The sequence below is a fragment of the Enterococcus sp. AAFC-DPL-6103 genome, assembly GCF_058216595.1.
The window spans coordinates 87,737-114,005 of sequence record NZ_CM177102.1; the positions used below are offsets into that span (position 1 = coordinate 87,737).

The 26,269-nt window shown below is 37.3% G+C and carries 25 protein-coding genes and 1 pseudogene; 21 read left to right on the top strand and 5 right to left on the bottom strand.

Annotated elements, in window-relative coordinates; genetic code table 11:
- The first annotated feature begins 26 nt into the window (after nucleotides 1–26).
- The 7 genes from AC4BC3_RS00480 (at nucleotide 27) to gshAB (ending at nucleotide 11,634) form a co-directional block, all read left to right on the top strand.
- On the top strand, nucleotides 27–941 hold the full coding sequence (locus AC4BC3_RS00480) for an ABC transporter permease (RefSeq protein ID WP_067483489.1): 915 nt from the start codon (nucleotides 27–29) through the stop codon (nucleotides 939–941).
- A 22-nt stretch (nucleotides 942–963) separates the two neighbouring features.
- Entirely contained in the window at nucleotides 964–2,742 is a 1,779-nt protein-coding gene (locus tag AC4BC3_RS00485; protein ID WP_206907733.1) for an oligopeptide ABC transporter substrate-binding protein, read from the top strand.
- 304 nt (nucleotides 2,743–3,046) lie between these two features.
- Complete coding sequence (gene rnc, locus AC4BC3_RS00490) at nucleotides 3,047–3,739, top strand: ribonuclease III (protein WP_206907731.1); 693 nt, start codon at nucleotides 3,047–3,049, stop codon at nucleotides 3,737–3,739.
- Between the two features lie 16 nt (nucleotides 3,740–3,755).
- Nucleotides 3,756–7,334 carry a chromosome segregation protein SMC gene (smc, locus tag AC4BC3_RS00495; protein WP_490466683.1) on the top strand — a complete coding sequence of 1,193 codons (3,579 nt, stop codon included), beginning with the start codon at nucleotides 3,756–3,758 and terminating at the stop codon, nucleotides 7,332–7,334.
- 9 nt (nucleotides 7,335–7,343) lie between these two features.
- The gene (locus tag AC4BC3_RS00500) at nucleotides 7,344–8,153 is read left to right on the top strand and encodes a Cof-type HAD-IIB family hydrolase (protein WP_490466684.1); all 810 of its coding nucleotides are present in this window, start codon (nucleotides 7,344–7,346) and stop codon (nucleotides 8,151–8,153) included.
- A gap of 11 nt (nucleotides 8,154–8,164) precedes the next feature.
- Nucleotides 8,165–9,166: a signal recognition particle-docking protein FtsY gene (gene ftsY / locus AC4BC3_RS00505; RefSeq protein ID WP_206898881.1), complete on the top strand. Its 1,002-nt coding sequence runs from the start codon at nucleotides 8,165–8,167 to the stop codon at nucleotides 9,164–9,166.
- 170 nt (nucleotides 9,167–9,336) lie between these two features.
- A complete protein-coding gene (gshAB, locus tag AC4BC3_RS00510; protein ID WP_206907718.1) occupies nucleotides 9,337–11,634 on the top strand; it encodes a bifunctional glutamate--cysteine ligase GshA/glutathione synthetase GshB in 2,298 nt (765 codons plus the stop codon).
- Between the two features lie 64 nt (nucleotides 11,635–11,698).
- On the opposite strand, the gene AC4BC3_RS00515 is transcribed toward gshAB, so the two are convergent.
- Complete coding sequence (locus AC4BC3_RS00515) at nucleotides 11,699–12,145, bottom strand: YueI family protein (protein ID WP_206907715.1); 447 nt, start codon at nucleotides 12,143–12,145, stop codon at nucleotides 11,699–11,701.
- A 147-nt stretch (nucleotides 12,146–12,292) separates the two neighbouring features.
- Between AC4BC3_RS00515 and AC4BC3_RS00520 the strand changes: the two genes are divergently transcribed.
- Genes AC4BC3_RS00520 through AC4BC3_RS00535 form a run of 4 tightly spaced genes read left to right on the top strand, consistent with a single transcriptional unit; the run spans nucleotide 12,293 to nucleotide 15,920 of the window.
- The gene (locus tag AC4BC3_RS00520; RefSeq protein ID WP_206907714.1) at nucleotides 12,293–13,240 is read left to right on the top strand and encodes an ABC transporter permease; all 948 of its coding nucleotides are present in this window, start codon (nucleotides 12,293–12,295) and stop codon (nucleotides 13,238–13,240) included.
- The gene (locus AC4BC3_RS00525) at nucleotides 13,237–14,196 is read left to right on the top strand and encodes an iron chelate uptake ABC transporter family permease subunit (RefSeq protein WP_206907712.1); all 960 of its coding nucleotides are present in this window, start codon (nucleotides 13,237–13,239) and stop codon (nucleotides 14,194–14,196) included. Before AC4BC3_RS00520 ends, AC4BC3_RS00525 begins: the two co-directional genes overlap by 4 nt.
- Nucleotides 14,193–14,948, top strand: coding sequence for an iron ABC transporter ATP-binding protein (locus AC4BC3_RS00530; RefSeq protein ID WP_490466685.1), 756 nt, complete (start codon nucleotides 14,193–14,195; stop codon nucleotides 14,946–14,948). Before AC4BC3_RS00525 ends, AC4BC3_RS00530 begins: the two co-directional genes overlap by 4 nt.
- Nucleotides 14,949–14,972: 24 nt before the next feature.
- Nucleotides 14,973–15,920 (top strand): siderophore ABC transporter substrate-binding protein, encoded by a 948-nt coding sequence (locus tag AC4BC3_RS00535; protein ID WP_490466686.1) that lies wholly within the window; start codon nucleotides 14,973–14,975, stop codon nucleotides 15,918–15,920.
- A 237-nt stretch (nucleotides 15,921–16,157) separates the two neighbouring features.
- Here the strand turns inward: AC4BC3_RS00535 and AC4BC3_RS00540 are convergent, their stop codons facing one another.
- A complete protein-coding gene (locus AC4BC3_RS00540) occupies nucleotides 16,158–16,454 on the bottom strand; it encodes a hypothetical protein (protein ID WP_206907702.1) in 297 nt (98 codons plus the stop codon).
- A 231-nt stretch (nucleotides 16,455–16,685) separates the two neighbouring features.
- Between AC4BC3_RS00540 and AC4BC3_RS00545 the strand changes: the two genes are divergently transcribed.
- Genes AC4BC3_RS00545 through AC4BC3_RS00555 form a run of 3 tightly spaced genes read left to right on the top strand, consistent with a single transcriptional unit; the run spans nucleotide 16,686 to nucleotide 18,560 of the window.
- Entirely contained in the window at nucleotides 16,686–17,255 is a 570-nt protein-coding gene (locus tag AC4BC3_RS00545) for a GNAT family N-acetyltransferase (protein WP_490466687.1), read from the top strand.
- A gap of 20 nt (nucleotides 17,256–17,275) precedes the next feature.
- Nucleotides 17,276–17,632, top strand: a complete 357-nt coding sequence (locus tag AC4BC3_RS00550) for an iron-sulfur cluster biosynthesis family protein (protein ID WP_490466688.1) — start codon at nucleotides 17,276–17,278, stop codon at nucleotides 17,630–17,632.
- Nucleotides 17,633–17,660: 28 nt separating this feature from the next.
- A complete protein-coding gene (locus tag AC4BC3_RS00555) occupies nucleotides 17,661–18,560 on the top strand; it encodes a metallophosphoesterase (protein ID WP_206907696.1) in 900 nt (299 codons plus the stop codon).
- A 209-nt stretch (nucleotides 18,561–18,769) separates the two neighbouring features.
- Here AC4BC3_RS00555 and AC4BC3_RS00560 read toward each other — a convergent pair whose 3' ends face one another.
- On the bottom strand, nucleotides 18,770–19,504 hold the full coding sequence (locus tag AC4BC3_RS00560; protein WP_490466689.1) for an MIP/aquaporin family protein: 735 nt from the start codon (nucleotides 19,502–19,504) through the stop codon (nucleotides 18,770–18,772).
- Between the two features lie 317 nt (nucleotides 19,505–19,821).
- Between AC4BC3_RS00560 and AC4BC3_RS00565 the strand changes: the two genes are divergently transcribed.
- The 7 genes and pseudogenes from AC4BC3_RS00565 (at nucleotide 19,822) to AC4BC3_RS00595 (ending at nucleotide 24,712) form a co-directional block, all read left to right on the top strand.
- Nucleotides 19,822–20,223, top strand: a complete 402-nt coding sequence (locus tag AC4BC3_RS00565) for a CidA/LrgA family protein (protein ID WP_490466690.1) — start codon at nucleotides 19,822–19,824, stop codon at nucleotides 20,221–20,223.
- Nucleotides 20,216–20,917, top strand: a complete 702-nt coding sequence (locus AC4BC3_RS00570; RefSeq protein WP_206907692.1) for an LrgB family protein — start codon at nucleotides 20,216–20,218, stop codon at nucleotides 20,915–20,917. The genes AC4BC3_RS00565 and AC4BC3_RS00570 overlap by 8 nt, the downstream gene beginning before the upstream one ends.
- Nucleotides 20,917–22,515: pseudogene (locus AC4BC3_RS00575) on the top strand (helix-turn-helix domain-containing protein). Before AC4BC3_RS00570 ends, AC4BC3_RS00575 begins: the two are co-directional and overlap by 1 nt.
- Nucleotides 22,505–22,726, top strand: a complete 222-nt coding sequence (locus AC4BC3_RS00580) for a DUF2829 domain-containing protein (protein ID WP_206907688.1) — start codon at nucleotides 22,505–22,507, stop codon at nucleotides 22,724–22,726. The pseudogene AC4BC3_RS00575 and the gene AC4BC3_RS00580 overlap by 11 nt, the downstream one beginning before the upstream one ends.
- Nucleotides 22,723–23,484, top strand: a complete 762-nt coding sequence (locus AC4BC3_RS00585; RefSeq protein ID WP_490466691.1) for a 3-oxoacyl-ACP reductase — start codon at nucleotides 22,723–22,725, stop codon at nucleotides 23,482–23,484. The genes AC4BC3_RS00580 and AC4BC3_RS00585 overlap by 4 nt, the downstream gene beginning before the upstream one ends.
- A gap of 134 nt (nucleotides 23,485–23,618) precedes the next feature.
- Entirely contained in the window at nucleotides 23,619–24,128 is a 510-nt protein-coding gene (locus tag AC4BC3_RS00590) for a QueT transporter family protein (RefSeq protein ID WP_490466692.1), read from the top strand.
- A 146-nt stretch (nucleotides 24,129–24,274) separates the two neighbouring features.
- A complete protein-coding gene (locus AC4BC3_RS00595) occupies nucleotides 24,275–24,712 on the top strand; it encodes an SLATT domain-containing protein (protein ID WP_206907682.1) in 438 nt (145 codons plus the stop codon).
- 129 nt (nucleotides 24,713–24,841) lie between these two features.
- Here the strand turns inward: AC4BC3_RS00595 and AC4BC3_RS00600 are convergent, their stop codons facing one another.
- Both AC4BC3_RS00600 and rpsD read right to left on the bottom strand, forming a co-directional pair.
- Nucleotides 24,842–25,393 (bottom strand): biotin transporter BioY, encoded by a 552-nt coding sequence (locus AC4BC3_RS00600; RefSeq protein WP_490466693.1) that lies wholly within the window; start codon nucleotides 25,391–25,393, stop codon nucleotides 24,842–24,844.
- Nucleotides 25,394–25,537: 144 nt separating this feature from the next.
- The gene (gene rpsD, locus AC4BC3_RS00605) at nucleotides 25,538–26,149 is read right to left on the bottom strand and encodes a 30S ribosomal protein S4 (RefSeq protein WP_067483447.1); all 612 of its coding nucleotides are present in this window, start codon (nucleotides 26,147–26,149) and stop codon (nucleotides 25,538–25,540) included.
- Between the last annotated feature and the right edge of the window lie 120 nt (nucleotides 26,150–26,269).

Genomic DNA, 26,269 nt, shown 5'->3' on the forward strand with positions numbered 1-26,269 from the left:
TCAATCAAAAAAGGAGGATGAGTCAAATGAGTGAAAAGAAAGATGTCGTAGCGCAAGAAAGTGTCCCACCAATGGGCTTGCGTATGATTGCACGTGAATTTAAAAAAGACAAAATAGCCATGTTTTCATTGGGCTTATTAGTTCTTTTATTGTTGTTTGTCTTTATTGGTGCTATTTTAACAGACCAAGATAAAGTAATGTATGTAAGTATTTTTGATAAATACGCTGAACCTGGAGCAATTTCTACACAAGGTCATAAATTTTTGCTTGGTGCAGATGAAGGCGGACGAGATGTTTTTGGTCAATTAGTGATTGGTGCTAGAAACTCTGTGTTGATTGGTTTTGCGATTACGATCATTACTTCGATCATCGGGGTTGGACTAGGAATCATTTCTGGTTATTACGGTGGAATGATTGATAATATTTTGATGCGAATTGTTGATTTCGTCATGATTTTGCCAATTATGCTGATTATTATCGTATTTGTTTCAATTATTCCTAAATACAATGTTTGGTCATTCATTTTTATCATGAGTGCATTCTACTGGGTAGCGAAAGCACGACTCTTTAGAAGTAAAACATTGTCAGAAGCAAGACGTGATTACGTTAGTGCATCGAAAACAATGGGGACAAGTGATTTTAAAATCATGTTCCGTGAAATTATGCCCAATTTAAGTTCATTGATTATTACCAACTTAACAATGAACTTTGCAGCAAATATTGGAATTGAAACTACTTTGACTTTCTTAGGTTTTGGATTACCTACGAATGTACCAAGTTTGGGAACGTTAATTGGTTACGCAAGTAGTGGTGAAGTGTTAGTTAATCGTCAATGGATCTGGTTACCCGCGTCAATGCTAATTTTAGTTTTGATGTTGTGTATAAACTATGTTGGTCAAGCATTCAAGCGTTCTGCTGATGCGCGTCAACGTTTAGGATAGAACGAATAAGGGGGATATAGGAATGAAGAAAACGATTTTTGGAGTAGTAACATTGTTATCTGTCGTAACGCTCGCAGCTTGTGGCGGCGGCAGCGGTACGGATTCTTCTGGAAATGCTTCAGGAGATAAAGGGGATAGCCAAGCTTTATCATTCCCACTTGCAACAAAAAATGATAAAGAGGCAATTAAAGATGGTGAATTAGAAGCCGCAGTTGCAACAGATAGTCAATTCGCTGGGTTGTTCCAATGGGAATTCTATCAAGATGCGTTTGATGCAGCATTCATGGCACCATCACATGAAGCATTGTTTTCAAATGATACAGATTTCAAAATCACTGATGATGGAGCAGCTACTTTAGACTTAGACCAAGATAAAAAAATTGCAACAATCAAACTGAAAGACAATGTGAAATGGTCTGACGGAGTGGATGTTACGGCAGACGACGTGATCTTCTCTTACGAAATCATCGGTCACAAAGACTATACAGGTATTCGTTATGATGATACTTTCCGTAATGTAATTGGTATGGAAGAATATCATGATGGCAAAGCAGATACAATTTCTGGAATTAAAAAAGTAGATGACAAAACAGTTGAGATTGAATATAAAAAAGTTGAGCCAAGTATGTTACAAGCTGGCGGTGGCGTTTACTCATATGCTGCTCCAAAACATACACTTGAAGGCGTAGCAATCAAAGACATGGAATCAAGCGATCAAGTTCGTAAACACCCCGTAACTTTTGGTCCTTATTACATGAGTAATATTGTCGCTGGTGAATCAGTAGAATATTTACCAAACGAGTACTACTGGAACGGCACACCAAAACTGAAAAAAATTACTATGAAATCAGTACAAACAGCAAGTGCGACAGAAGCATTGAACTCTAAGTTGTATGACATGATTTTCCAAATGCCAACAGATACTTATGAAACATATAAAGATATCGAAGGCTATACAAACTTAGGTCGTGAACAAACTTCATACACTTACCTTGGATTTAAATTGGGTAAATGGAATAATGAAGAAAGCACAGTGGAATATGATCCTAATTCAAAAATGGCTGACAAATCATTACGTCAAGCAATGGGTTATGCTTTAGACAATGACTCTGTAGGTAGCAAATTCTACGCTGGCTTAAGAAGCAACGCAACTTCATTGATTCCTCCAGTATTCGAGTCTTACCATGATTCTAAACTAAAAGGTTATACACAAGATATCGATAAAGCAAACAAATTATTAGATGACGCAGGATTTAAAGATGTTGATGGTGATGGCATTCGTGAAGACAAAGACGGCAAAGAGTTAACAATTAAATTTGCGTCAATGTCAGGTGGCGAAACAGCACAACCATTAGCTGATTACTATGTACAACAATGGAAACAAATTGGTTTAAATGTTGAATACACAACTGGACGTTTAATTGAGTTTAACTCATTCTATGACAAACTAAAAAATGATGATCCTGAAATTGACGTTTACCAAGCAGCTTGGAATACAGGAACTGATCCAAATCCAAGTGGACTATGGGGACCAAATGCAGCATTTAACTACACACGTTACGAATCTGAAGAAAACACAAAATTAATTGATGCAATCAATTCAAGTGATGCGTTTGATGCAGATTTCCAAAAAGAAGCATATCAAAAATGGCAAGAATATGCGTTTAAAGAAGCCTTTGCAATTCCAACATTATTCCGTAATGAAGTTTTACCTGTAAATAATCGCGTAAAAGACTGGAACTGGGCATACGACGAACGTAATCCTTGGGCAGAAGTTTCTGTGACAGATGCTTCACGTTAATCAAAATTTTTAACAGGAACTATTTTCGCTAATGATTTTACGATGAATAAGGTCAACCACTTGTTGGTTGGCCTTATTTTTTAGTTAGATATAAAAAATGAGGAAGAGTAAGATAGGCGACCACAAGTTTTCGAAAATTTGAGAACTTTTTTCTAGAAACAAATCTAATTGTTCAAAGCAAACTATGTTGAACCACAACGTTTTTCTTAAAGCTTTCTTACTTTTTAGCCAAACATTTCAAAATTATCAAAAAACCAGTATAATAAGGAAGTATGAAAAATATCCTATAAAAGGAATGTGGAAAATGGACAATCAGCTGACAAAAGAACTCAAAGAAAAATATACAATCGTTTTTCACGATCTAAATTTACTTGAACAAGCTTTTACTCATTCATCCTATGTGAATGAGCATCGCAATTTACACCTATCAGACAATGAACGTTTGGAATTTTTGGGAGACGCAGTATTAGAATTGATGGTTTCTCAGTATTTGTATCGCTTGTATCCAGATTTACCAGAAGGAAAATTGACAAAAATGCGTGCAGCAATCGTTCGTGAAGACAGTTTATCAAAATTTGCAAAAGAATGTCATTTTGATCAACATGTCTTGTTAGGTAAAGGTGAAGAAAACTCTGGTGGACGAACACGCCCTGCGTTACTATGCGACCTATTTGAAGCTTTTCTAGGTGCTTTGTATCTGGACCAAGGCTTCAAAACAGCACACGCATTTATCGAGCAAGTTATCTTCCCAAAAGTCAAAGCAGGTGCTTTTTCACATGAGATGGATCACAAAACCAAATTGCAAGAAGTCTTGCAAAAATCAGGAGATGTTTTTATTGAATATCGCTTGATTAAAGAGGAAGGCCCCGCCCATGAACGTATCTTTTGGATTGAAGTCTATGTTGATGATCAATTAATAGGTACGGGTCAAGGAAAATCAAAAAAATTAGCAGAACAAGCTGCCGCTGAAAATGCATTAGCAGCCTTGGAAGAGTAAGTGAGGGAAAGCTTTCGTGTATTTGAAACGAATTGAAATCGCTGGGTTCAAGTCATTCGCTGATAAAACAGTGATTGACTTCGAAAACAGTGTTACAGCAGTTGTCGGCCCAAATGGTAGCGGAAAAAGTAATATCACGGAAGCCATTCGTTGGGTCTTAGGTGAACAATCGGCGAAAAGTCTGCGTGGTGGAAAGATGCCAGATATTATTTTTGCAGGTTCAGATTCCCGTAAGCAACTAAATGTAGCAGAAGTAACAGTTATTTTAGATAATGAAGACCATTATCTACCATTGGAATACAATGAAGTCAGTGTGACACGTCGTTATCGTCGAACAGGGGAAAGCGATTTTTTTATCAATAAACAATCTTGTCGTTTGAAAGACATCCAAGAATTGTTTTTAGATTCTGGGTTGGGAAAAGAATCTTTTTCAATCATCTCACAAGGGAAAGTTGAAGCGATTTTTAGTAGTAAACCAGAAGACCGTCGTGGAATCTTTGAAGAAGCGGCGGGTGTTTTAAAGTATAAACAACGTAAGAAAAAAGCTGAACAAAAGCTTTTTGAAACAGAAGATAACCTTAGCCGAGTTCAAGATATCATCTATGAATTAGAAGAACAGCTAACTCCTTTAGCTACTCAAAGTAAGGCAGCAAAGGAGTTTTTACGCTTAAAAGAAGAGTTAACTGAAACAGATATTGCTCTAATGATTGCTGAAATCGAAACGGCGAGAACTGAGTGGACACAACGAGAAGCTGAATTAAAACAATTTAACCAAGAATTAGCGAACGTAACTGAACAAATCCAAGAGCATGAATCAATACTTGCAACTTGGCGTAAACAAAATGCTCAAGCAGATCGTGTGATTGAAAAGAATCAGCAAAAATTACTTGCTTTGTCAGAAAGTCTAAAGCAAACAGAAGGACAAAAAGATGTCTTACTGGAACGCTCAAAACATACGAAACAAAGTACACAAGAATACCAAGCATCTTTAGCGGAAGCGCAGAAAAAAGTTCAACACTTTGAAAAACAACAAGCTAGTTTAACAAAAGATGTCGACAAGAAAGAAGCGGAAATCCAGCAAGCAGAAGCACAATTGATGGTGACCCAACAGGAACTTGAAAAATATCAAAAATCGACAAAAGAATTATTAGCTGAATTACGTGATCAATATGTCGATTTAATGCAAGAACAAGCTGCTGTCGGAAATGAATTGAAATATTTAGAACGTCAGTATCAGCAAGAGACAGCAAAGAGCCAACAAACACTGGCAAAACAAACAGAAGTTCAAGCAACTGTCGCAGAATTGTCGACAAAAAAAGCAGAATTAGTGGAGCAACAAACGAAACTGGCTCAATCATCAGAAGAAACAAAAGCAAAAGTGGCAGCTATTCAGACTGAAGGAAAGAAATTCCAAGAACGGTTGAATACTGAGCACCCCAAAATGTATCAACTGATGAATCAGGTGCAACAGTTACGTGCACGACAAAAGAGTTTGCAAGAAATCCAAGAAAATTACTTTGGTTTTTATCAAGGTGTACGTTTAGTATTACAACACAAACAACAATTATCTGGCGTTGTAGGTGCAGTTGCTGAATTAATCGATGTTCCAGCGGATTTCACCTTAGCGATCGAAACCGCACTAGGCGGGGCTGCACAACATATTATTGTTGAAAATGAAGTGGATGCAAGACAAGCAATTACTTATTTGAAACAACAAAAAGGTGGGCGTGCAACTTTCTTGCCATTGACAACGATTAAACCACGTCAATTACCTGCTCATGTTGCAGCACAAGCAGCGACTATCGAGGGTTTTTTAGGCGTAGCAAGTGAACGAGTGACTTACTCAGATGCAATCCAATCAGTAGTGAATAATTTATTGGGAACGATTCTTTTAGCAAAAGATCTAGCCAGTGCGAATGCAATTGCACAAACGATTCATTATCAATATCGCGTGGTTTCCTTAGAGGGAGACGTGATGAACGCAGGTGGTTCGATGACTGGTGGAGCCAATAAACGTGGAAATCAAGGAAGTTTATTCGCTCAAAATCAAGAATTGAAACAATTGACTAGTGAGTTTGACCAAGCAAATCAAGAACTACAAGTTCAAGAAAAGAAAGTGCAAGTTTTACAAGAAAAAGTGACGACACTTAGTGAAGAATACGAAGCAGCACGAAGTGTGATGGAACAGTTACGTTTTGAAGAGCAAGAAGTTGCAAATAAACTTCAAAATATCTCAAATGATTTAACACGATTTGAAAAAGAACAACAGATTTCTAATTTTGAGACCCGTGAGTTAAATCAATTTATCGAAACTTATGAAAAACAACGTACAGAATTAGCAACGAAGCAACAAGAATTGGAAGAACAACGCACGAAAATTGACGAAGAAATCAAATCTTTAAGTCAAGAAAGCGATCAAATGGAAGCCCGTCGTGCGCAAATCCAAGGACAAAAAGCGCAACAGCAAGCGGATCTTGCTGTATTAAAAGAGCAATTTAACCACTTGCAGATCCAGTTACGTGGTGCGCGTGTCCAAAAAACAGAGGCAATGGAGCGCCAGACAAGTTTAGAGAAACAGTTAGCAGCGTTAACTGCAAACTTTTCTGATCATGAGTTGACAGAAGAAAGTTTAGACGAAAAAATTCACGAATTATCTACCCAACGTGAACAGCTCCAGATTGAGCTTCAAGAAGTGAAAACGTCTCGCGACGCAACCCAAGTTGAAATCGATCAATTAGCTGAAGTATTGGCACAACAAAATCAAGAACACAAAGTTCGTTTAACTGAGCAATCAAAACTTGAAGTGAATAAAGACCGCGCAGAAATGCTGTTAGACCAGCATGTTACGTACTTAGAAACAGAATACCAAATGACCTTTGAAAAAGCTGTGGTCGATTATCAACCAACAACAGATGTTTCAGGTAGCAAAGAAAAAGTAGCGGCATTGAAACGAAGTATTGAAGCACTGGGACCAGTTAACTTGAATGCAATCGAACAATACGAACAGGTGAATGAGCGTTATACGTTTTTATCTACTCAACGAGATGATTTGCTTTCTGCGAAAAATCAGTTGTTTGAAACAATGGATGAAATGGATGACGAAGTTCGCACACGTTTTAAAGAAGTTTTTGAAGCAATCCGCAAAGAATTCAAAGTCGTCTTTCCGAATATGTTTGGTGGTGGTCGAGCAGAACTTGTCTTGACTGATCCAACTGATTTATTGAAAACAGGAATTGAAATCGAAGTTCAACCTCCAGGTAAAAAATTACAAAGTCTAAGCTTACTTTCGGGTGGGGAGCGCGCATTAACGGCAATTGCTTTGCTGTTCTCAATCATTCGTGTTCGTCCAGTACCATTTTGTATTCTTGATGAAGTAGAAGCAGCTTTGGATGAGGCAAATGTGACACGTTTTGGTAACTATTTACGTAATTTCCAAAATGATACCCAATTTATTGTTGTCACACACCGTAAAGGAACAATGGAAGCTGCAAATGTTTTGTATGGCGTAACGATGCAAGAATCTGGTGTTTCAAAAATCGTTTCTGTCCGTATGGAAGATCTTAAAGAAGACGAGAATCTTGTTGTGAAAGAGTAGGAAGTAAATATGATTAAATTAGTAGCCATTGATTTAGATGGAACATTACTAAATGAAGAAAAACAAATTTCTGCTAGAAATAAAGAAATTTTAGCGCGAGCAAAAAATCAAGGAGTCAAAATCGTTTTGTGCACAGGTCGTCCACTGGCGGCTATGGCACATTATTTAACGGAATTGGATCTGCTTGATGCAGGTGATTACAGCATTACGTTTAATGGTGGGCTTGTTCAAAAAAATGACACAGGCGAGATCATGGCGAAAAAAGTAATGACTATTGCAGATATTGAGCAATTGGCCCAGTTAGCACAAGAGTTGTCTTTGCCGCTAGATGTGTTATCTGATGGTATTGTTTATCAATTGCCAACAGCTCCTGAAAAACAATCACTTTATAATGTGTTGAATAAAGTTTTGGATTTCCGTCCAGGAACTTTGATGGACGTTAAAAAGGCAAATGTTTTGAATAAAGCAGTTATTGCTTATGCACAAGAAGAACTAGATCCAAAGATTAAAGAAATTCCAAGTGTGTTCCATGAGCAATTTGAAATCATCAAGACTCGTAGTATGTTGCTAGAATTTATGCCAAAAGGTGTTACTAAAGCGTATGGAATTTCTTTACTAGCAGAAGAGTTAGGGATCACCCAAGCAGAAGTCATGGCAATTGGTGATGAAGAAAATGATTTACCAATGATCGAATACGCTGGAATGGGTGTTGCAATGGCAAATGCTGTTCCTTTAGTTAAAGAAAGTGCAGACTATTTGACTGCAAGCAATATTGAAGATGGTGTTGCACAAGCAATTGAGAAATTTGTTTTAGCATAGGGGGGAATCAAATGGGATTTTTTGACAAAATCAAACGAGCATTTACTGGTGAAGAACAACCAGAAGAAGTCGTTGAAGTCCAAGAAAAGTATGACAAAGGATTAGAAAAAACGAGAAAAACTTTTGGCGAGCGAATGAATGAATTGTTTGCCAATTTTCGAACAGTTGATGAAGATTTCTTTGAAGAGTTAGAAGAAACATTGATTGGTGCAGATGTTGGTTTTGAAACAGCAATTCAAATTACAGAATCTTTGCGTCAAGAAGTGAAACTGCGCAACGCGAAGAAACCAGCAGAAGTTCAAAATGCCATCATTGAAAAACTAGTTGATTTATATGAACAAGAAGGGCTTAATGAAGTGAATGAGTTGAATATTCAACCAGAAGGTCTGACGGTCATGCTTTTTGTTGGTGTGAATGGCGTGGGTAAAACGACAAGTATTGGGAAACTTGCGCATCAATACAAAAATGAAGGCAAAAAAGTTTTGATGGCGGCAGCTGATACGTTCCGTGCGGGAGCGATTGACCAATTAGTAGTCTGGGGCGAACGCGCAGGTGTGGAAGTCGTTCACGGAAATGCTGGTGGCGATCCAGCCGCAGTTGTTTATGATGCGTTGGAACGTGCAAAAGCAGAGGAAGCAGATGTTTTGCTTGTCGATACAGCGGGGCGCTTGCAAAATAAAGTTAATTTGATGAAAGAATTAGAAAAAATCAAACGTGTGATTCAACGTGAGTTACCAGATGCACCACATGAAACATTATTGGTATTAGATGCAACAACGGGGCAAAATGCAATGGTCCAAGCAAAGCAATTTAAAGAAACAACAGATGTAACTGGCTTAGTTTTGACTAAACTAGACGGGACTGCTAAAGGTGGAATTGTTTTAGCTATCAGAAATGAATTGCATTTACCAGTAAAATTAGTTGGATTGGGTGAAGGAATCGATGACCTAGAACCATTTGATCCCAATGATTTTGTTATTGGGTTGTTCAAAGGACTACTTAAAGAAGAATAATCAATTAAACTGTGAACATGGTGTTTTGAAATGTATGAAGTATGCTGGGAAAAGACTGGCATACTTCTTTTTTTGTGCAGTTTTTCATAATCTCCTCATTTTAAAGCAAGATCGTTCTTTTTCTGGTTGTTTTTTACTATAATGTCAATGTATGAAGTGGAGGACATGTAATGATGAACTTTAAAAAATTATTAGAACATTCAAGTGTCATACCGTTTATCGATCAAGCTCGATTTGGAATTGAACGCGAAGGACAACGGGTAACACACGATGGAAAGTTAGCAAAAACAGATCATCCAGCTATTTTTGGAGATCGCACGTATCATCCATATATTCAAACTGATTTTAGTGAAACTCAGGTGGAAATGATTACACCAGTAACAGATTCCATTGAAGAACTTTTTCAATATTTAGATGCTATTTATGATGTGACTTCTCGATCAATGTCAGATGAGGAAATGATTTGGCCATTAAGTATGCCACCTGCTTTGCCACAAAAAGATGAGGAAATCATGATTGCCAAGCTAGCAACGTTTGAAGATGTTTTGTATCGTCGCTATTTAGCAAAAGAATATGGTAAACGAAAACAAATGGTTAGTGGTATTCATTTTAATTTTGAATTTGGTGAGGAATTAATTCGTACTTTGTTTGTTCAACAAACAGAGATTCAAGAATTTGCAACTTTTAAAACAGAAGTGTATTTAAAAGTTGCAAGAAACTTTTTGCGCTATCGTTGGTTGATTACGTATTTATACGGGGCTTCCCCATTAAGCGAGGCAAATTATTTCGTTGATGAGTTACATCCTCATGAACCTGTTCGTAGTATTCGAAACAGTGAATATGGCTACACTAACCATTCAAACGTAAAAGTTTCTTATGCTTCAATGAATCAGTACTTAGCAGATATTGAACAAATGATTGAAGAAGGAAAGTTATCTGAAGAAAAAGAATTCTATGCACCTGTTCGTTTCCGTGGAGGTAAAAGAGTTGCGGACGTTGCGAAGATGGGTGTACGTTATATCGAGCTGCGAAATATTGATTTGAACCCTTACCACCATTTAGGAATTAGTAAAGAACAAGTGCAATTTTTACAATTATTTTTAGTGTTTATGTTATGGACACCTGAAGGATCATCTGTCGACGAATGGGTAGAAGAAGGAACGCTTTACAACAATCGGGTTGCTTTAGAAGGGCCTTTGGATCAAACGGCCATGTATGAAGAAGGTCTGACGCTCTTTGCACAAATGAAAGAGATGGTTCAAGCTTTACAACATGAAGAATTATTGCCTATAATCGACAAGTTAACTGAACGCTTAAATAACCCCTCTCAGACGATTGCTGCCCAATTATATACAGAAGCACAAAGTGATAGCCAAAAGGCTGTTGCCGTTGCCTTAGGCAGAAAATACGATGCTGAAAGTCATGAGCGCCCTTATCAATTGGCTGGTTTTCGTGAGATGGAGCTATCCACACAGATTTTCCTTTTTGATGCAATTCAAAAAGGAATTCAAGTGAAAGTGATTGATGAAGCAGATCAGTTTTTACGCTTGCAATTTGAAAAGCATGTCGAATACGTTAAAAATGCAAATATGACAAGTAAAGATAGTTACATTGTGCCTTTGATCATGGAAAATAAAACAGTGACCAAAAAAATTCTGGCAGAAGCAGGCTTTCGCGTCCCTGCTGGTGCAGAGTTTACTTCAATGGCTGACGCCAAACGTGCCTATTCCCGTTTTGCCAATGAAGCATTTGTCATTAAACCAAAATCAACGAATTACGGATTGGGTATCACCATTTTTAAAGAAGGGGCGAGTGAAGAAGACTATCAAAAAGGATTAGAAATTGCTTTTCGGGAAGACACATCTGTTTTAGTTGAGGAATTTTTACCTGGAACGGAGTATCGCTTTTTTGTGATTGATGGACAAGTTCAAGCAATCTTACTTCGGATACCTGCAAATGTTATTGGCAATGGGGAACAAACTGTGGCGGAATTAGTTGCTCAAAAAAATCAAGATCCTTTACGTGGGACGAACCATCGCGCACCATTAGAATTAATTCAGTTAGGGGATCTTGAACAATTGATGCTGAAAGAACAAGGATTAACAATTGATTCTATTCCTGCGAAAGATCAAATCGTTTATTTACGGGAAAATTCTAATATCAGTACTGGTGGAGATTCAATTGATGTAACAGCTGAGTTTTCTAATGCGTACAAAGAAATTGCCGTTGCAGCTGTTACGGCGTTGGGAGCAAAAGTCAGTGGAATCGATTTGATTATTCCAGATAAAGAAATGGATCCGGCAACAGATGAGAAAGCTTATGGGATCATTGAAGCTAATTTTAATCCTGCCATGCACATGCACGTCTATCCATTTTCTGGGACGGGACAACGACTAACATTAGCGGTGTTGAAACTTTTATATCCGGAAGTCTGGGCATTGAACCATTGGAACGAAGAAGAAAAATAAGTTGAATTAAATAAAAAAGCTCGTGTAAAATTCTTCAATGAATTTACACGAGCTTTTTGCTATCTTAGTGGAATAATTTGTCCCAAAGACTTTTTTTCGGTTTTTCTGATTGTTCAGATTCTTGTTCTTTTGGGTATTTTTTTTCAATATCAATGACGGGCTCATTGACCGCTTCTTTAGCAGTTAAAATCAGACCAAGACTATCGTCATCATTTTTGACAAAGTCATTGATTACTGTGAAACGAACTTTTTGTTTTGTTGCCAATTGGATATAGCGTGCTTGAAGGTCTTCAGGCATGCTGCCATTTAATAAGATTTGTTCATCTGGATGTTTTTCAAGTTCTTTGATGAAGTTTGCTTGATTCTCAGCTTTTTCCATTTCGCCAATGGTCATACTGACATAGCAACGCTCACGAAAAGTTCCTAGATATTTATGTTGTTCATCTGGGTTGACCAAAGGTGTTCCGTAACGACCTTTGTCCAAGTGACTTTGCAATTCATCTTGTGGCAAAAGAAGCCCTCCTTTATAGCGTTTGATACAGCGATTATAACACAAATTATTTGAAATAAGACAAATGACAAAAAAGCGGTTGCTTTTGCTCAGTTTCTCACTTAGAATAAGAATGAAAATCATTCTCAATTAGAAAAGAGGGATTTTATGCGTTATCGCTGGTTGATTACCAGCTTAGTGGGATTCAGTTTACTTTCATTATTGATTGGAGTGTCATCGGTACAAGTAACAGAATTTTTTCAAGCGGATACCCAAAGTGCACAATTGTTCCTTATTAGTCGATTACCTCGCACTATTTGTATTGTTCTAGTAGGAGCCACAAGTAGTATTTGTGGGCTGATTATGCAGCACTTGACACAGAACAAATTTGTTTCACCAACGACTGCTGGAACGATGGACAGTGCACGTTTAGGAATTTTGGTTGTGATGCTTTTTCTGCCAAATGCGTCAATTGTCACGCGTTCAGTAACGGCTTTTGCATTTGCTTTTTTAGGGACAGGATTGTTTCTTCTTTTTGCACGAATGATTCCACAAAAAAATCAATTGATGTTGCCACTGATCGGTGTGATGTGGGGAAATATTATTGGTTCCGTCGCAACTTTTTTTGCTTACCAAAATCAGCTAGTCCAAAATATGTCGTCGTGGTTACAAGGCAACTTTTCCACTATTCTGCGTGGCAACTATGAATTGCTTTATCTAACGATCCCCTTACTAGGAATTATTTATTATTTTGCATATCAATTTACGATTGTGGGATTGGGTGAATCATTTGCGGTGAACCTTGGTATGAATTATCACCAAATGCAGTTATTAGGAGTAGGATTAGTTTCTTTAGCTAGTGCAGTCGTATTGATTATGGTTGGAACGATGCCATTTTTAGGTGTTATTGTTCCCAATTTAGTGGCGAGAATGTATGGAGATCAGGTCCATCAAACTTTAGGAATAACTGCATTGTTTGGAAGTATTTTTTTATTAATTTGCGATATTTTGGCTCGCATTCTAATTTATCCTTATGAAATTCCAGTGAGTGTCATTGTTGGAATAATTGGTGGAATTATTTTCCTCTTTTTATTAGTGAAGGGGGAGAAACGATGAAAAAAAATATATGCTGGCGCTTATTGTTATTAGTTAGTGTAGTGTGCTTGGTTACGATAAGTTATTTAATCATCAATACTTATGGGAATTGGTCGTTTGCTTGGGCATTGAGAAGTAAAAAAATTGGTGCTTTTTTCTTAGTTTCATTAGCAGTGAGTGGGGCAACAATCAGTTTTCAAACTATCAGTCAGAATCAATTTCTAACTCCGTCCGTTTTAGGACTAGATTCGTTGTATGTGCTTGTTCAAACAATTTTATTTTTCTTATTGGGCGGTGTGACGATGCTACAGCAAACAGGCCTTGTCTTTTTTTTGCTGACAATTAGTCTAATGGTTGGCTTGAGTTTGATTTTATTCTATTTTTTATTAAAAAAAATGCAAGCTAGCTTGTTTTTATTATTGATGACTGGGATGGTCCTAGGAACGTTGTTTGGGAGTATGAGTACGTTTTTACAAGTCATAATGGACCCTAATGAATATGATTTGTTACAAGGTCGGTTGTTCGCGAGTTTTGGGAATATCCAGAGTCAATATCTCTTGCCGGCTGCTTGTTTGATTGTTACTGGCTGGTGTCTACTGTTTTATTTACATCGTTTTCTAGATGTTATTCACTTGGGAAGAGAACAAGCAACGAACTTAGGTGTAGATGTTGCGCGATTACAATTCCTTGTGCTGTTTGTGGTTAGTTTACTGACGGGAACAGCGACAGCCTTAGTAGGTCCTATGACCTTCTTAGGGTTTATCGTAGCAAATGTTAGTTACCGGTTATTTGCAACGTATCGACATAAAGTTTTATTTGTGGGTAGTTTTTTAGTGGCGATGTTGTTATTGACTGGAGGCCAGCTACTTGTTGAACAACTTTTTGGTTGGAATACAACAATTAGTGTGGTGATTGAATTTCTGGGTGGTAGTTACTTTTTACTAAAATTAATTCGTGAAAGGAAGCAAGCGGGATGATTGATTTAGCTGATGTGAATAAAGCTTATCAAGGAAAAGCAGTGGTAGATAATATAAACTTGACGATCCAAGAAAAACAATTAACAGCTTTTATTGGACCAAATGGCGCGGGAAAATCAACTTTGCTTTCCTTGGTTAGTCGTTTAGTCCCAAAAGATACAGGGGAAATTTATTTAGATCATAATGAAGTACGAACATGGAAGTCAAATGACTTAGCGAAAAAATTAGCTATTTTACGTCAATCTAATGAATTGAATTTACAAATTACAGTTAGAGAATTGGTTGAATTTGGTCGGTTTCCTTATACAAAAGGACGTTTGACACAAGAAGATCATCAGCTTGTGGAAGAAGCGCTCAAACATTTGGGACTAACTAAGTTGGCAGATCAATTCGTCCATACCTTGTCTGGCGGACAACTCCAACGTGCATATATTGCGATGGTTTTAGCACAAGATACCGATTATATCTTGCTAGATGAACCTTTGAATAACTTAGATATGAATTTTGCAGTTCAAATCATGCAGATTTTAAAAAAATTGGTGACTGAACTTGGAAAAACAGTAATAATTGTTCTTCACGATATTAATTTTGCCGCTAGTTATGCTGATGAAATTGTGGCAATGAAAGAAGGAAAATTGTTTACGCAAGGGAAAACCAATGAGATTATCCAAAAAGCCGTACTCGACGAATTATATGAAATGGACATACGAATTTGCGAAATTGAAGGTCGCAGATTCTGTCTTTATTTCTAAAAATAAATGTTAGGAGAATAAAGAATGAAAAAATGGATGTTTAGTTTCGTGGTTGTTGCATCATTGTTAACAGCTTGTGGAACAGGGAATAAATCAAAAGATACAACAGCAACAAAAACTGCCAGCAGTGAAGAAACGACGTTGACAGTCAAAGACAGCAATGGTGAAGTAAAAGTAACGAAGAATCCTCAGAAAGTTGTCGTTTTTGACAATGGATCATTAGATACACTTGATGCATTGGGCGTAGGAGATCAAGTTATTGGTGCCGCAACGCAAAATTTACCTGGTTATTTATCAAGTTACAAAGAAGTGGAATCTGCTGGGGGAATCAAAGAACCAGATTTAGAAAAAATCAATCAAATGAAACCAGACTTAATCATTATTTCTGGTCGTCAAAGTGATTTTCAAGAAGAACTAAGTAAAATCGCACCGACTTTATTTTTATCAGTTGATACGAAAAAACCATGGGAATCAATCCAACAAAATGTCTTAACTTTAGGTGAAATCTTTGATAAAGAATCTGAAGCAAAGAAACAAATCAAAGAATTAGCTACTGAAATCGAAAAAACAGCCGATAAAGCAAGGGAACTTGATCAAAAGGCTTTAGTTGTTTTAGTGAATGAAGGTCAACTATCTGCTTATGGTTCTGGCTCACGTTTCGGATTTGTACACGACGTTTTTGGCTTCCCACAAGCAGATGATACAATTGAACCTTCAACACATGGTCAAAGTGTTTCATTTGAATATGTTTTAGAAACAAATCCAGACTTACTATTTGTGATTGATCGTACCAAAGCAATTGGTGGAGATGACAGCCAAAATAATCTGGCAGAAAACGAATTGATTGCGCAAACGAATGCAGGAAAAAATGGGAAGATCATTTCACTACAACCAGATGTATGGTATTTGAGTGGTGGCGGATTAGAGTCAATGAAATTAATGTTAGATGATGTGAATCAAGCATTTAAATAAGAGCTAGAGAAAAAGCCAAGACAAAACGACTAATGGTTTTGTCTTGGCTTTTTGCTATTTTGCACTCAGTTCGGAAAATCAGTTGGCAACAGGCATTCGCTGTCAATCTCATAAGGACTGATTCGCGGCGTTTCATCGGTTAAAAAAGTTGCGATCCAGTGTAAGAACATCGTTCATCGCCTCCTTTAGGATAAATCGATTGTAAGTGATTCACCTTAAAGAAAGCTTAACTTTACCTCATGCATAGTATTCTGCAAGAGGTTGGTATTGAACGATATTCATTTTACGATAAAAATCGGCAGGTAAATGGCTCCAGCGTTTTAATAGTTGATAGAAATAACTTGCTTCGGCCTTGATTTTATATTCACTGAGCGTCAAACCAAAGGACTTTTGTTGTTTCTTTGTCTGTGTTTCGTAAAATTGAAGAGCCGTTTCTTTGTCTTCATTGACAAAAAGAGTTTTGACTTCAATATATGAACCTTCTATGTTTTGTGTTTCTTCAATAAAATAAATATTTTTGATTTGCTCGCTCATAATGATTCCTCCAAATACTTGATTTGTTTTGATAAGAAAACTATAGCTAAGAGATATTAACAAACTGTGAACAAAACATTATTCTTTTTCAACTAGTTATTAAAACTTTCTTGTTTTGTTTTTTATTCTTTTTCTTTTAAGAAAAGGCTAAGGAAAGTCAGGTAAATACTTGCTTCTTCTGTTAAATTTCGCTACAGTAATTAGAAAACTAGCGATTGGTGCGTGATGCAGATGGAATTAAAAGTAAACCGAAACTTGATTTTTGCTGAGCATCAACAAATAGAGACAGCTCGACTATGGTTGCGCCCTATTTCGATCATGGATGCGGAAGATATGTTTGAATACGCGAACGATGAAGAAACGACTCGTTTTGTTTTTATTCGCCATCAAACATTAGAAGAAACAAAAATTTCAATCGCCAATTATTTTATGAATGCTCCTTTGGGAAAGTATGCCATTGAAGTCAAAGAAACGGGTAAGATGATTGGTACGATTGATTTGAGAATTGAAGATGTTGCAGCAGTTGCTGAGCTAGGGTATGTGCTGAACAAAAACTATTGGGGAAATGGATACATCGCAGAAGCAGCGGAAGCTTTACTTACTTTGGGATTTACTAAGTTGGATCTCGTACGCATTTTTGCTTACCATGATGTTGAAAATCCAAACTCTGGTCGCGTGATGGAAAAACTCGGAATGAAACAAGAAGGAATGATTCCTGATGCACGACGTTGGAAAGAAAAAATGATTTCGGTTATATTAAGAGGCATTACAAAAAGTGAATGGGCGAAGGCTCATCAATAAATGTTAGGAGAGAATCGACTATGGAATTAATAGTGACAAAGGAAGCACAAAGCTGGTTAGAAAGCCATCGAGAAGAAGATGAACAAATTTTGCTGGATCTAGAAAATGGCGACGGGCCGTTTGCTGATAGTCGGATCACTTGTCAATTAGATACGGCTTTTCGCTTGATTTTGATCAAAAAACAGTCAACGGTTGATCTTAGTTTGTACTCCATTTTGGTAGATACGCCATTAGGACCAATCCGTATCAAAAAAAGTGCTGAAATGTATTTAGATAATCCGACAACTTTAGCTTTAGAACCAACGTATCAAAGTTTGCAATTGAAAGGTCCAAGCGGGTTATTAAAGGGCAATCTACCTGTTGTTAGAAAAGATTAAAAAATTTCAATTAAGAAGGTAACAATAAATGGGAAAACTGGCAGTAATTAGTGATTTACACGTAGATATCAATAAATTTGGCGAATCACAATTGAATGATTTATGGCAAGTGTTACAAAAAAGGGATATTACGCGCCTACATTTGGCAGGTGACATCGCCAATAAGGTCAGTCAGGCTTTGGCAGTTGTTGATTTTTTTGCGATGAGAGGATTGCCCACGACGTTTAATTTTGGCAATCATGAACTCGCAGATGTGACAGGTGAGCCAATGATGAATCATTTTCCAGATAACCATTTTTTGAATGAACGTTATCTTGCATTAAATGACCATACTGTTCTACTTGGAATGAATGGTTGGTATGATTACCAGTTTTCTGAACTAACTGATGAGGAACAAATTTTACGGATGAAGCGTTTATATTGGTATGACCGAATGATTGAACGAGAGGGGACAGATTTGGAAGTCAATGAGCAAGTGCTAGTGGCAACTAACCAACTTCTTGAAACACTTGCGCAAAAAAATTTAGCTGTCATAATGGCTACGCATTTTGTCCCAAAAAAAGAATTTATTGTCTATCAATCTGCGCCTTATGAACGTTGGAATAAATTGAATGCCTTTTTGGGTTCTGCTTCAATGGGGGAGCTTTTAGATCAGTATGACAATGTAAAACAAGTCGTTTTTGGGCATACCCATCGTCGATTTGAAGATCAGGTCATTCATGGAACGAAATATAGCTGTCGCCCATTTGGCTATTATTATGAATGGCAACTGACAAGAAAATTTGTACTGCAAGAAAAGTTGGTAGAAAAATATAATCCAATGAAATTACGTGGTGTTTTACGTGACCATTATCCAGCATTTTTGACCTATCAAAAAAAGCATTTGCAAGAAGAGTTCGAGCAAGCACTTACGATAATTGACTATTGAATAACGAATTGAAAAGGGGGCGACAAGTGGTGTCTTTGTCCTATCTTTTTTATCAAGTTTTCTCGTTTCTGTGTCAATGATTCTGTTATTGAGAAAAGTGAAGCAAACTTAGCAGGATAAGTAAGAAGTTGCTTAAATTGAAAGGACCATACATTAACAAAAAAAAGCGCACAATGAAATTTTTCATTGTGCGCTTTTTATCGATAAGATTAAGCCATGAATAGTGCTTTGTATAAGAAGACTGCAACGATCCCAGCGCAGATAGGTGCAATAACTGGTACCCAAGCGTAGCTCCATTGTGATGAACCTTTGTGCTTCAATGGTAAGATTGCATGTAACAAACGAGGACCAAGGTCACGAGCTGGATTTAATCCAGGACCAGTAGGACCACCTAGTGAAGCTACCAGTGTCCAAACAAGGAAACCAAGTGCTAAGTGAGCAGTTCCAAGATTGTCTTGGAAGAAAGGTGCTTTGGTAATTCCTAAAGCGCCAAAGAATAAAACGAATGAACCAAAGAATTCGTTAACGAAGCCGTTGAACTTAGAACCAACACTATTGATCGTTGAGAAAGTTCCTAACACGTGGTTTACGTCTTCTGTTTGATCGTAGTAAGGTTTGTAACAAGCAACAACGACTAATTGTCCAATGATTGCTCCAAGGAATTGTGCGCCAATGTAAGGTGCAACTTCTGCCCAAGGGAATAATCCGTTCATTGCTAGAGAAATAGTAAATGCAGGGTTGATGTGGTTTCCACTAATCCCACCAAAGATCATTGCTGGAATCATAACCCCACAACCGTAACCAACAGCAATCAGCATCCAGTCGCTACCATAACCTTTTGTACCTTTTAAATCTACATTGGCTACAGCACCGTTACCTAAAATAATCAATAAAGCTGTACCCAACACTTCCGCCGCAAGACGAGTCATTAATGAGTAATCCATATATACCTCCAAAAATTTATAAAAGTGCAAAAAAAAAGAAACATCAACACAAAAGCAGGTGCGGTGTCTCGTGCTAGCCATTCTTCGAGGTCGTAATAAGTGCAATCAATCAAAAGAAAAAATGATTTAGACCAACTGGAACAAGCTAACCCTTTTTTTAGAAAAAAAGTCCCCTACAACTCACCAACTTCACCTTTAAATATACCAAATAAAACTTATTTATTTTTTCAAAAGATGCTTCTTAGAAACAGCACGTTTTGAAACTTTCAGAAAAAGATTGTTAGTAAAATGAAAATCAGACGTAAGGAGTGTATTACATGAAATTTTTTCAAGAGTTTTTCATTATTCTTTTTTTCTCTGTCTTAGGCGAGGGAATACGAGTGTTTGCCCATTTACCAATTCCAGGAAGTATTTTAGGTATTATCTTTTTATTTCTAGCATTTGAAATGAAATTAGTAGATCCTGAAAAAATTGGAGCAACTGGTGATTTTTTATTGAACAATCTGACCATTTTATTTGTGCCTGCTGGCGTGGGGTTATTGGAATATTATGACGACATCGCAACTATCTGGCCTGTCTTATTGGGGGCAGTAGTCGTTTGTGCAATTTTTACGATGGTGGCTGCTGGGAAAACAGCAGAAGGTGTCGAAGCAGCAATCAATTATTTGCAAGAGCGAAAAAACCAAAAAAATGAAGTGGAGGATAACCAAGTTGAGTGAGTTTCTTAAAAACCCATTGTTTGGTCTTAGCCTGACTTTAGGTGTGTATGTATTATCAGATAAATTTTTGCGGAAATATAAATTACCAATCATCAATCCTTTAGTGTTGTCAATTGTTGTTATTATTTTCTTTTTGCATTTTACGGGGATTAGTTATGCTGACTATAATGTTGGTGGAAATTTTTTAACGATGCTAATTACCCCTGCAACGGTTGCTTTAGCGATTCCTTTATATAAGAATCTACATTTACTGAAAGAAAATTTTCTTCCGGTCATTTCGGCTATTCTTGCTGGAATTGTGGTGAATTGTTTGGTTAGTGTCGGAATTGGTTATCTTTTTTTGTTGAAGAAGGAGATGGTGATTTCTTTGCTACCAAAATCTGTGACGACAGCAATTTCCGTTGATCTTTCTCATACAATGGGCGGCGTTAATGCAGTCACTTTAGCAATTGTTGTATCAACGGGTATTTTTGGATCATTGATTGCCACACACATCTTTCGTTTATTTAAAATCAAAAGTCCAGTTGCACGAGGAGTTGCTTTAGGTAGTACGTCACATGCTATAGGAACTGCAAAAGCGATTGAGATTGGCGAAGTGGAAGGAATCATTTCTGGACTTGCTATTTGTGTGAATGGAATGCTCACAGTTTTCTTATTACCGTTGATTTTCCAACCTTTTGCTAGCTGGTTTTAATGCGAGAAATGGCGTTTTGTGCTACAATAACCAAAAAGTTCTAGCACAAAGGAGCCGAGCAAATGTATTTGTCATCAGATTACCTCAAGACGTTTGATAAAGACTTATATTATCAGATTCTCCTGCTGGAAAGCTTTGAGGATCATGAGTGGCACACTGCGGCTCAGCTTGCACAAAGTGTACAGCTTGACGCGCGGAGTGTCACAAAATATTTGAGTGAATTAACGAAAAGTTATCAGCACTTCAGCGGGAAGGCACAAGCGCTTTTTAGCAAAAATCGCCGATCAGGCTATAACTTTTCAACGACGTTAGATCCGATAGAACATGAACGATTTTTAATCTATCTCGTGCAAAGTACGCTGAAGTTTCAGTTGTTGCACGACATTTTTTTTGAAGAGTTTCGGACGATGTACCAGTTTGCTCAGAAAAATTATATCAGTGAGTCAACTGCGCATCGAAAAATCAATGAATGGAAACAAGAGTTGCATTCATATGGAATTACATTACAACGAAGAAGTTATGTCGCAAAAGGGGAAGAAGAAATCATTCGCTTATATTTACATATGACTTTTTGGCAATTGTTCCGTGGAAAAATTTGGCCATTCGAAACAATTTCGCAAACAGATGTCAAAAAAATCGCCGATCAAATTATTGATTTTTTCCACGTTCAACTGAATGAAATCAAGAAAAGACGACTAGAGTACATGCTAGGTGCGTTCTTTTTGCGAAAATCACAAAAACATTTTGTTATTTTAAATCGCAGAAAACGAGAGTTGATTTCTAATAACTTGTTATTTAAACGTTTTTGCCAAGCAATGGCACCAGTGTTTCCCAATTATTTTCAAGTTGAGGATGAATTAGGAGCATTGTTTTTAGTATTGATGACTAGAGAAGAATATTATTCTAATTCTCAAATCAGAGAAATGATCTACTCATTCCATCATTCAGCAGAGACGCCGCCATTTAAAGCTCTGCGAGAAGCAGAACGTGCCTTGCTTCTTTATCAAAAAGAACAGCATCTACCTGAGGAACCTTTGTCGATGGAAGCAGAAAATTATTTATTTAGTAGCCACATCTTTACTTTTTTATTTCCAGATGCAAAGGCAACGATTGATGGAAACAGTAGCGACTTTCATAATCACCTGATTGTGAGAAATCCTAAGTTGAACCAATGGTTACTATCTTTTTTTGAAGAGGCAAAAGAAACCGAAGCTAGCTTAGCGTTTCAAAATCAAAGTTTTTTGATGGCTCGTTATTTGACGGTTATGAAAACCTTGGGCGCATTTATGACGCAATTACCAGAAATTACTGTTTTGCTAATGACTGATTTTCCGGTCTTTGAAGAAGAATTATTGATGGCAAGTCTCCGTAATTTTTTCCGCAATGATTATCGACTAGTTTTTTTGCCGGCGAATTATCGCGGACGAGCAGTTGATTTATTGATCTCCACAAGTAAGGTACACAAAAAACCTTGGGCCGACTTAGATTATTTTATTGTTGCTCAGGAATTACAGCTGACAGATTATATTCAGTTGACTCAAAAATTACAGGCAATTCAAAAAGAAAAAAATGAGAAGGGGTACAACAATGACATTTGAAGAAATTTTACCAAAAGTGAAACAAGGAGCAAAAATGATTCGTAAGGGCTGGAGTGGCTTTGAGTTATATGTTGTTTTAGTCACAGATGATGAGTTTGATGGTTGTCCAGTAACACCTTATTTTTTAATCAAGACGAGTGATGAAGGATTCTCAAGTTTTGCGCCAACTGTGTGTGATATTTTAGCAGATGACTGGGAAGTAGTTGAATGAATAACCAGTATCCAGACTTAGACAGACAAGTCGTTTTTGTAACTGGTGCAGCTTCGGGCATTGGTGAAGCACAAGTACACGCTTTTTTAGCGCAGGGTGCTTTTGTATTTGGGTTTGATCGACAAGTCGGAAAAATGGGAACAGTTGCGCAACATTTCTCTGAGCAATTTTCTTTTTTTGTAGGTGATATAAGAGATCAATCCTCATTGGAACAAGCAATTAGACAATGTCATGAGCATTTTGGTACTGTGACTATTTTGTTAAATACTGCTGGCATTTTGGACGACTATAAACCGCTACTTGAAACAAGTGAAGAATTGTGGGAAAGCATCTATGAAACAAATGTAAAAAGTATGTTTCGCGTAACAAGATTACTTTTACCTGAAATGATTGCCCAACAAGCAGGTGTGATCATCAACATGGCTTCTATTGCCGGCTTAGTAGCTGGTGGTGGCGGAATTGCCTACACGAGTGCCAAACATGCAATTGTTGGTTTTACGAAACAACTTGCTTTGGATTATGCTGCAAAAGGGATTCGGGTAAAAGCGATTGCGCCAGGTGCAATCGAGACACCGATGAACGCAGCTGATTTCGCAGGAACAGGAGAAATGGCTCAGTGGGTAGCAGATGAAACACCAGTTAAGCGTTGGGCAAAACCAGAAGAAGTGGCAGAACTGACTTTGTTCTTGGCAACGCCTCAAGCGAGTTACATCCACGGAGCAATCGTGCCAATCGATGGTGGCTGGTTGCTAAAATAATCTTGAGTTTTTTCTTGATTCCTGTATGATAAATGTAGCGGAATTTCCGCACTACGGCACTTCAGTTGGAAGAAGATTCCCATCCTTTGGTCGTAGTTATTACCAAGATGTTGATCTTGCAAAGGAGAACAATTATGGAACAGAAAAATAGCCAGGCTGCTAGTCGCTGGACGACGACGGAAATGGCAAGAATGGCGTTAGTTACTGGACTTTACGTAGCAGTGACCGTCTTTTTAGCTGTCATTAGCTTTGGCGCAATCCAAATTCGTCTATCAGAAATGTTTAATTATTTATCATTGTACAATAAGAAATATATTATCTCAGTAACTCTTGGTGTCGCTTTGGCCAATCTGTTTTCTCCGTTAGGCCTCGTTGATGTTGTCATTGGGAGTGTCAGTACCTTGTTCGTTTTATTGATCAATTATCAAGTAACCAAACGAGTCAAGAAGATGAAAATGAAAATGATTATTACTGCATTGATTTTTGCTTTTTCAATGTTTACGGTGGCAGGTCAGTTGACCTTTTTCTATCAAGCACCCTTTTTCTTTAACTGGGCGATCATTGCCTTAGGAGAATTGGTGTCGATGGGCGTTGGCGGTGTGATTATCTATTGGATGAGTAAAAAAATTGATTTAACAAAATAAATGATTCGTCTGTTGCAGGTTTGATGGGAACTTGCAAGCGGACGATTACGTGAAGAGCTTAGGGATTGCCCGAAGCTCTTTTTTTATTTTAAAGTTAAAGTTATACTAAATATAATGATAGGATAAAAATGAAAGAAGTTTTGTGCATGGAAAAAAATCAAGCGAAAGATAATTTTAATGAATACATAGAGAAAAGGATCAAGCAACCAATTACTCATTTACGCAAAAAAAGAAAACGATTAAAGAATATCATCTTTGTTAGCAATGCATCAAAATTGATTTTGTCTTCCTGTATACCCGTTCTGGCATCAATGGTACCTGAGCACATGTATTTATTAAGGGTGATCTCAATTATCAGTGCAATCGTGGCTGTGCTTCAGGGATTGCAAACGTGGAAAAATTTTGAGGAACAAACGTTAGCTATTTCCAAGTTTATCAATGAATTGGAAAAAGAATATTTTCTCTTTTATGTAAAGTGGGAAGAGGGAACAAGTACGAAAGCTGAAGTTGAAAAATTTGTCGAAAGCGTTGAAAACTTATACGATGAACAAATCAATGAAATGCTTGATTCTAGTTCAAATTAAAGATAATAAGAAAGAGTGGAACAAACAAAAAGTTGTTTTGTTTGTTCCACTCTTTTTTATGCTGAAAGTTGGCCGTGTTTCAATTTTTTAAATCAGCAACAAAAATCAAAATGGCTAAGACTTTCCATTTTATGATTGTTGCTGTTCAAAGGCAAAATATTTTGGTAAACGATGGCGAATGAGCGTTCCTAGATAACCAGCAGCGATCGCTTTGATGATTCCCGGGAAAATGAATGGAACGAAGCCACTAACCATGGCTGTATGCCACGACAGGTCACCACTGACTTTTAGCCAAATGACACCGAAAATGAGTGTAACAAATGAACCAATCACGTTAGCAATGATAACCCAAATATAGCTAGAAACATTTTTTTCCACGAGGTAACCAGTCAGCCAGGCTTGGAAAATAAAACCAAGCAAATAGCCACCAGTAGGACCAAAAACAATACTCAACCCACCTGATAATCCTGCAAAAACAGGAAGCCCAATAATTCCTAATAATAAATAAATCAAGACAGACAGTGTTCCGTTACGTCGACCCAATAAAGTAGCTGTTAATCCAATCGCGAAAGTTTGTCCAGTTAATGGCACAATCCCTAATGGAATCGTAAATTGAGACAAAATAGCGATGATAGCTGCAAATTCTGCAGCAATAATAAGTGGCTTCAATGACGTTTTCATAATTTCCTCTTTTCGTTAACTTTAATTTTTATTTTGGTTAACGATAGTTTAGAAGAAAAAAGTTAGTTTGTAAAGTATTTTTGCAAAAAAAAAAAACCAAAGCCAACCATCCGAAAATGGTTGCTTTGGTTTTGAAGCCATGAATTATAGGCTTTGGTTGTAGTATTCAACGACAAGAGCTTCGTCGATTTCTGGATAAAGTTCGTCACGTTCTGGTAAACGAGTTAATGAACCTTCCAATTTTTCAGCGTCAAAGCTTACAAATGCTGGACGTCCAACAGTAGCTTCTACAGCTTCTTTAACAGTTACGATGTTTTGTGATTTTTCACGAACACCGATTACTTGACCGATTTCTACGTGGTATGATGGAATATCAACACGTTTGCCATCAACAGTGATGTGGCCATGGTTAACTAATTGACGTGCTTGACGACGAGTAGTTGCAAGACCTAGACGGTAAACAACATTGTCTAAACGTTGTTCTAGTAAGATCATGAAGTTAACACCGTGTTTACCTTCTTTGATTTTGCTAGCTTTAACGAACAAGTTACGGAATTGACGTTCGTTCATTCCGTACATGTGACGAAGTTTTTGTTTTTCAGTTAATTGCATGCCGTATTCAGATTGTTTGCCACGGCTGTTAGGTCCGTGTTGACCTGGTGCGTAAGGGCGACGTGCTAATTCTTTACCTGTGCCTGATAATGAAATACCTAGGCGACGAGAAATTTTCCATGATGGTCCAGTATAACGAGACATTGAGATTTCCTCCAATAAATTAAGTTTAGTTTTTGGAGTAAAATAATCCGTTAAAAAATTCATATTCGTATAGTTTGTTCTTCAATCTTCACCTTTGCAGCCGCGGTTACACAATTGAAC

What these genes read in the sequence shown, in the direction of transcription:
- AC4BC3_RS00480 (WP_067483489.1), top strand. Translation starts at nt 27, where the DNA reads ATGAGTGAAAAGAAAGATGTCGTAGCGCAAGAAAGTGTCCCACCAATG.
- AC4BC3_RS00485 (WP_206907733.1), top strand. Translation starts at nt 964, where the DNA reads ATGAAGAAAACGATTTTTGGAGTAGTAACATTGTTATCTGTCGTAACG.
- rnc (WP_206907731.1), top strand. Translation starts at nt 3,047, where the DNA reads ATGGACAATCAGCTGACAAAAGAACTCAAAGAAAAATATACAATCGTT.
- AC4BC3_RS00500 (WP_490466684.1), top strand. Translation starts at nt 7,344, where the DNA reads ATGATTAAATTAGTAGCCATTGATTTAGATGGAACATTACTAAATGAA.
- ftsY (WP_206898881.1), top strand. Translation starts at nt 8,165, where the DNA reads ATGGGATTTTTTGACAAAATCAAACGAGCATTTACTGGTGAAGAACAA.
- gshAB (WP_206907718.1), top strand. Translation starts at nt 9,337, where the DNA reads ATGATGAACTTTAAAAAATTATTAGAACATTCAAGTGTCATACCGTTT.
- AC4BC3_RS00520 (WP_206907714.1), top strand. Translation starts at nt 12,293, where the DNA reads ATGCGTTATCGCTGGTTGATTACCAGCTTAGTGGGATTCAGTTTACTT.
- AC4BC3_RS00525 (WP_206907712.1), top strand. Translation starts at nt 13,237, where the DNA reads ATGAAAAAAAATATATGCTGGCGCTTATTGTTATTAGTTAGTGTAGTG.
- AC4BC3_RS00530 (WP_490466685.1), top strand. Translation starts at nt 14,193, where the DNA reads ATGATTGATTTAGCTGATGTGAATAAAGCTTATCAAGGAAAAGCAGTG.
- AC4BC3_RS00535 (WP_490466686.1), top strand. Translation starts at nt 14,973, where the DNA reads ATGAAAAAATGGATGTTTAGTTTCGTGGTTGTTGCATCATTGTTAACA.
- AC4BC3_RS00540 (WP_206907702.1), bottom strand. Translation starts at nt 16,454, where the DNA reads ATGAGCGAGCAAATCAAAAATATTTATTTTATTGAAGAAACACAAAAC.
- AC4BC3_RS00545 (WP_490466687.1), top strand. Translation starts at nt 16,686, where the DNA reads ATGGAATTAAAAGTAAACCGAAACTTGATTTTTGCTGAGCATCAACAA.
- AC4BC3_RS00550 (WP_490466688.1), top strand. Translation starts at nt 17,276, where the DNA reads ATGGAATTAATAGTGACAAAGGAAGCACAAAGCTGGTTAGAAAGCCAT.
- AC4BC3_RS00555 (WP_206907696.1), top strand. Translation starts at nt 17,661, where the DNA reads ATGGGAAAACTGGCAGTAATTAGTGATTTACACGTAGATATCAATAAA.
- AC4BC3_RS00560 (WP_490466689.1), bottom strand. Translation starts at nt 19,504, where the DNA reads ATGGATTACTCATTAATGACTCGTCTTGCGGCGGAAGTGTTGGGTACA.
- AC4BC3_RS00565 (WP_490466690.1), top strand. Translation starts at nt 19,822, where the DNA reads ATGAAATTTTTTCAAGAGTTTTTCATTATTCTTTTTTTCTCTGTCTTA.
- AC4BC3_RS00580 (WP_206907688.1), top strand. Translation starts at nt 22,505, where the DNA reads ATGACATTTGAAGAAATTTTACCAAAAGTGAAACAAGGAGCAAAAATG.
- AC4BC3_RS00585 (WP_490466691.1), top strand. Translation starts at nt 22,723, where the DNA reads ATGAATAACCAGTATCCAGACTTAGACAGACAAGTCGTTTTTGTAACT.
- AC4BC3_RS00590 (WP_490466692.1), top strand. Translation starts at nt 23,619, where the DNA reads ATGGAACAGAAAAATAGCCAGGCTGCTAGTCGCTGGACGACGACGGAA.
- AC4BC3_RS00595 (WP_206907682.1), top strand. Translation starts at nt 24,275, where the DNA reads ATGGAAAAAAATCAAGCGAAAGATAATTTTAATGAATACATAGAGAAA.
- AC4BC3_RS00600 (WP_490466693.1), bottom strand. Translation starts at nt 25,393, where the DNA reads ATGAAAACGTCATTGAAGCCACTTATTATTGCTGCAGAATTTGCAGCT.
- rpsD (WP_067483447.1), bottom strand. Translation starts at nt 26,149, where the DNA reads ATGTCTCGTTATACTGGACCATCATGGAAAATTTCTCGTCGCCTAGGT.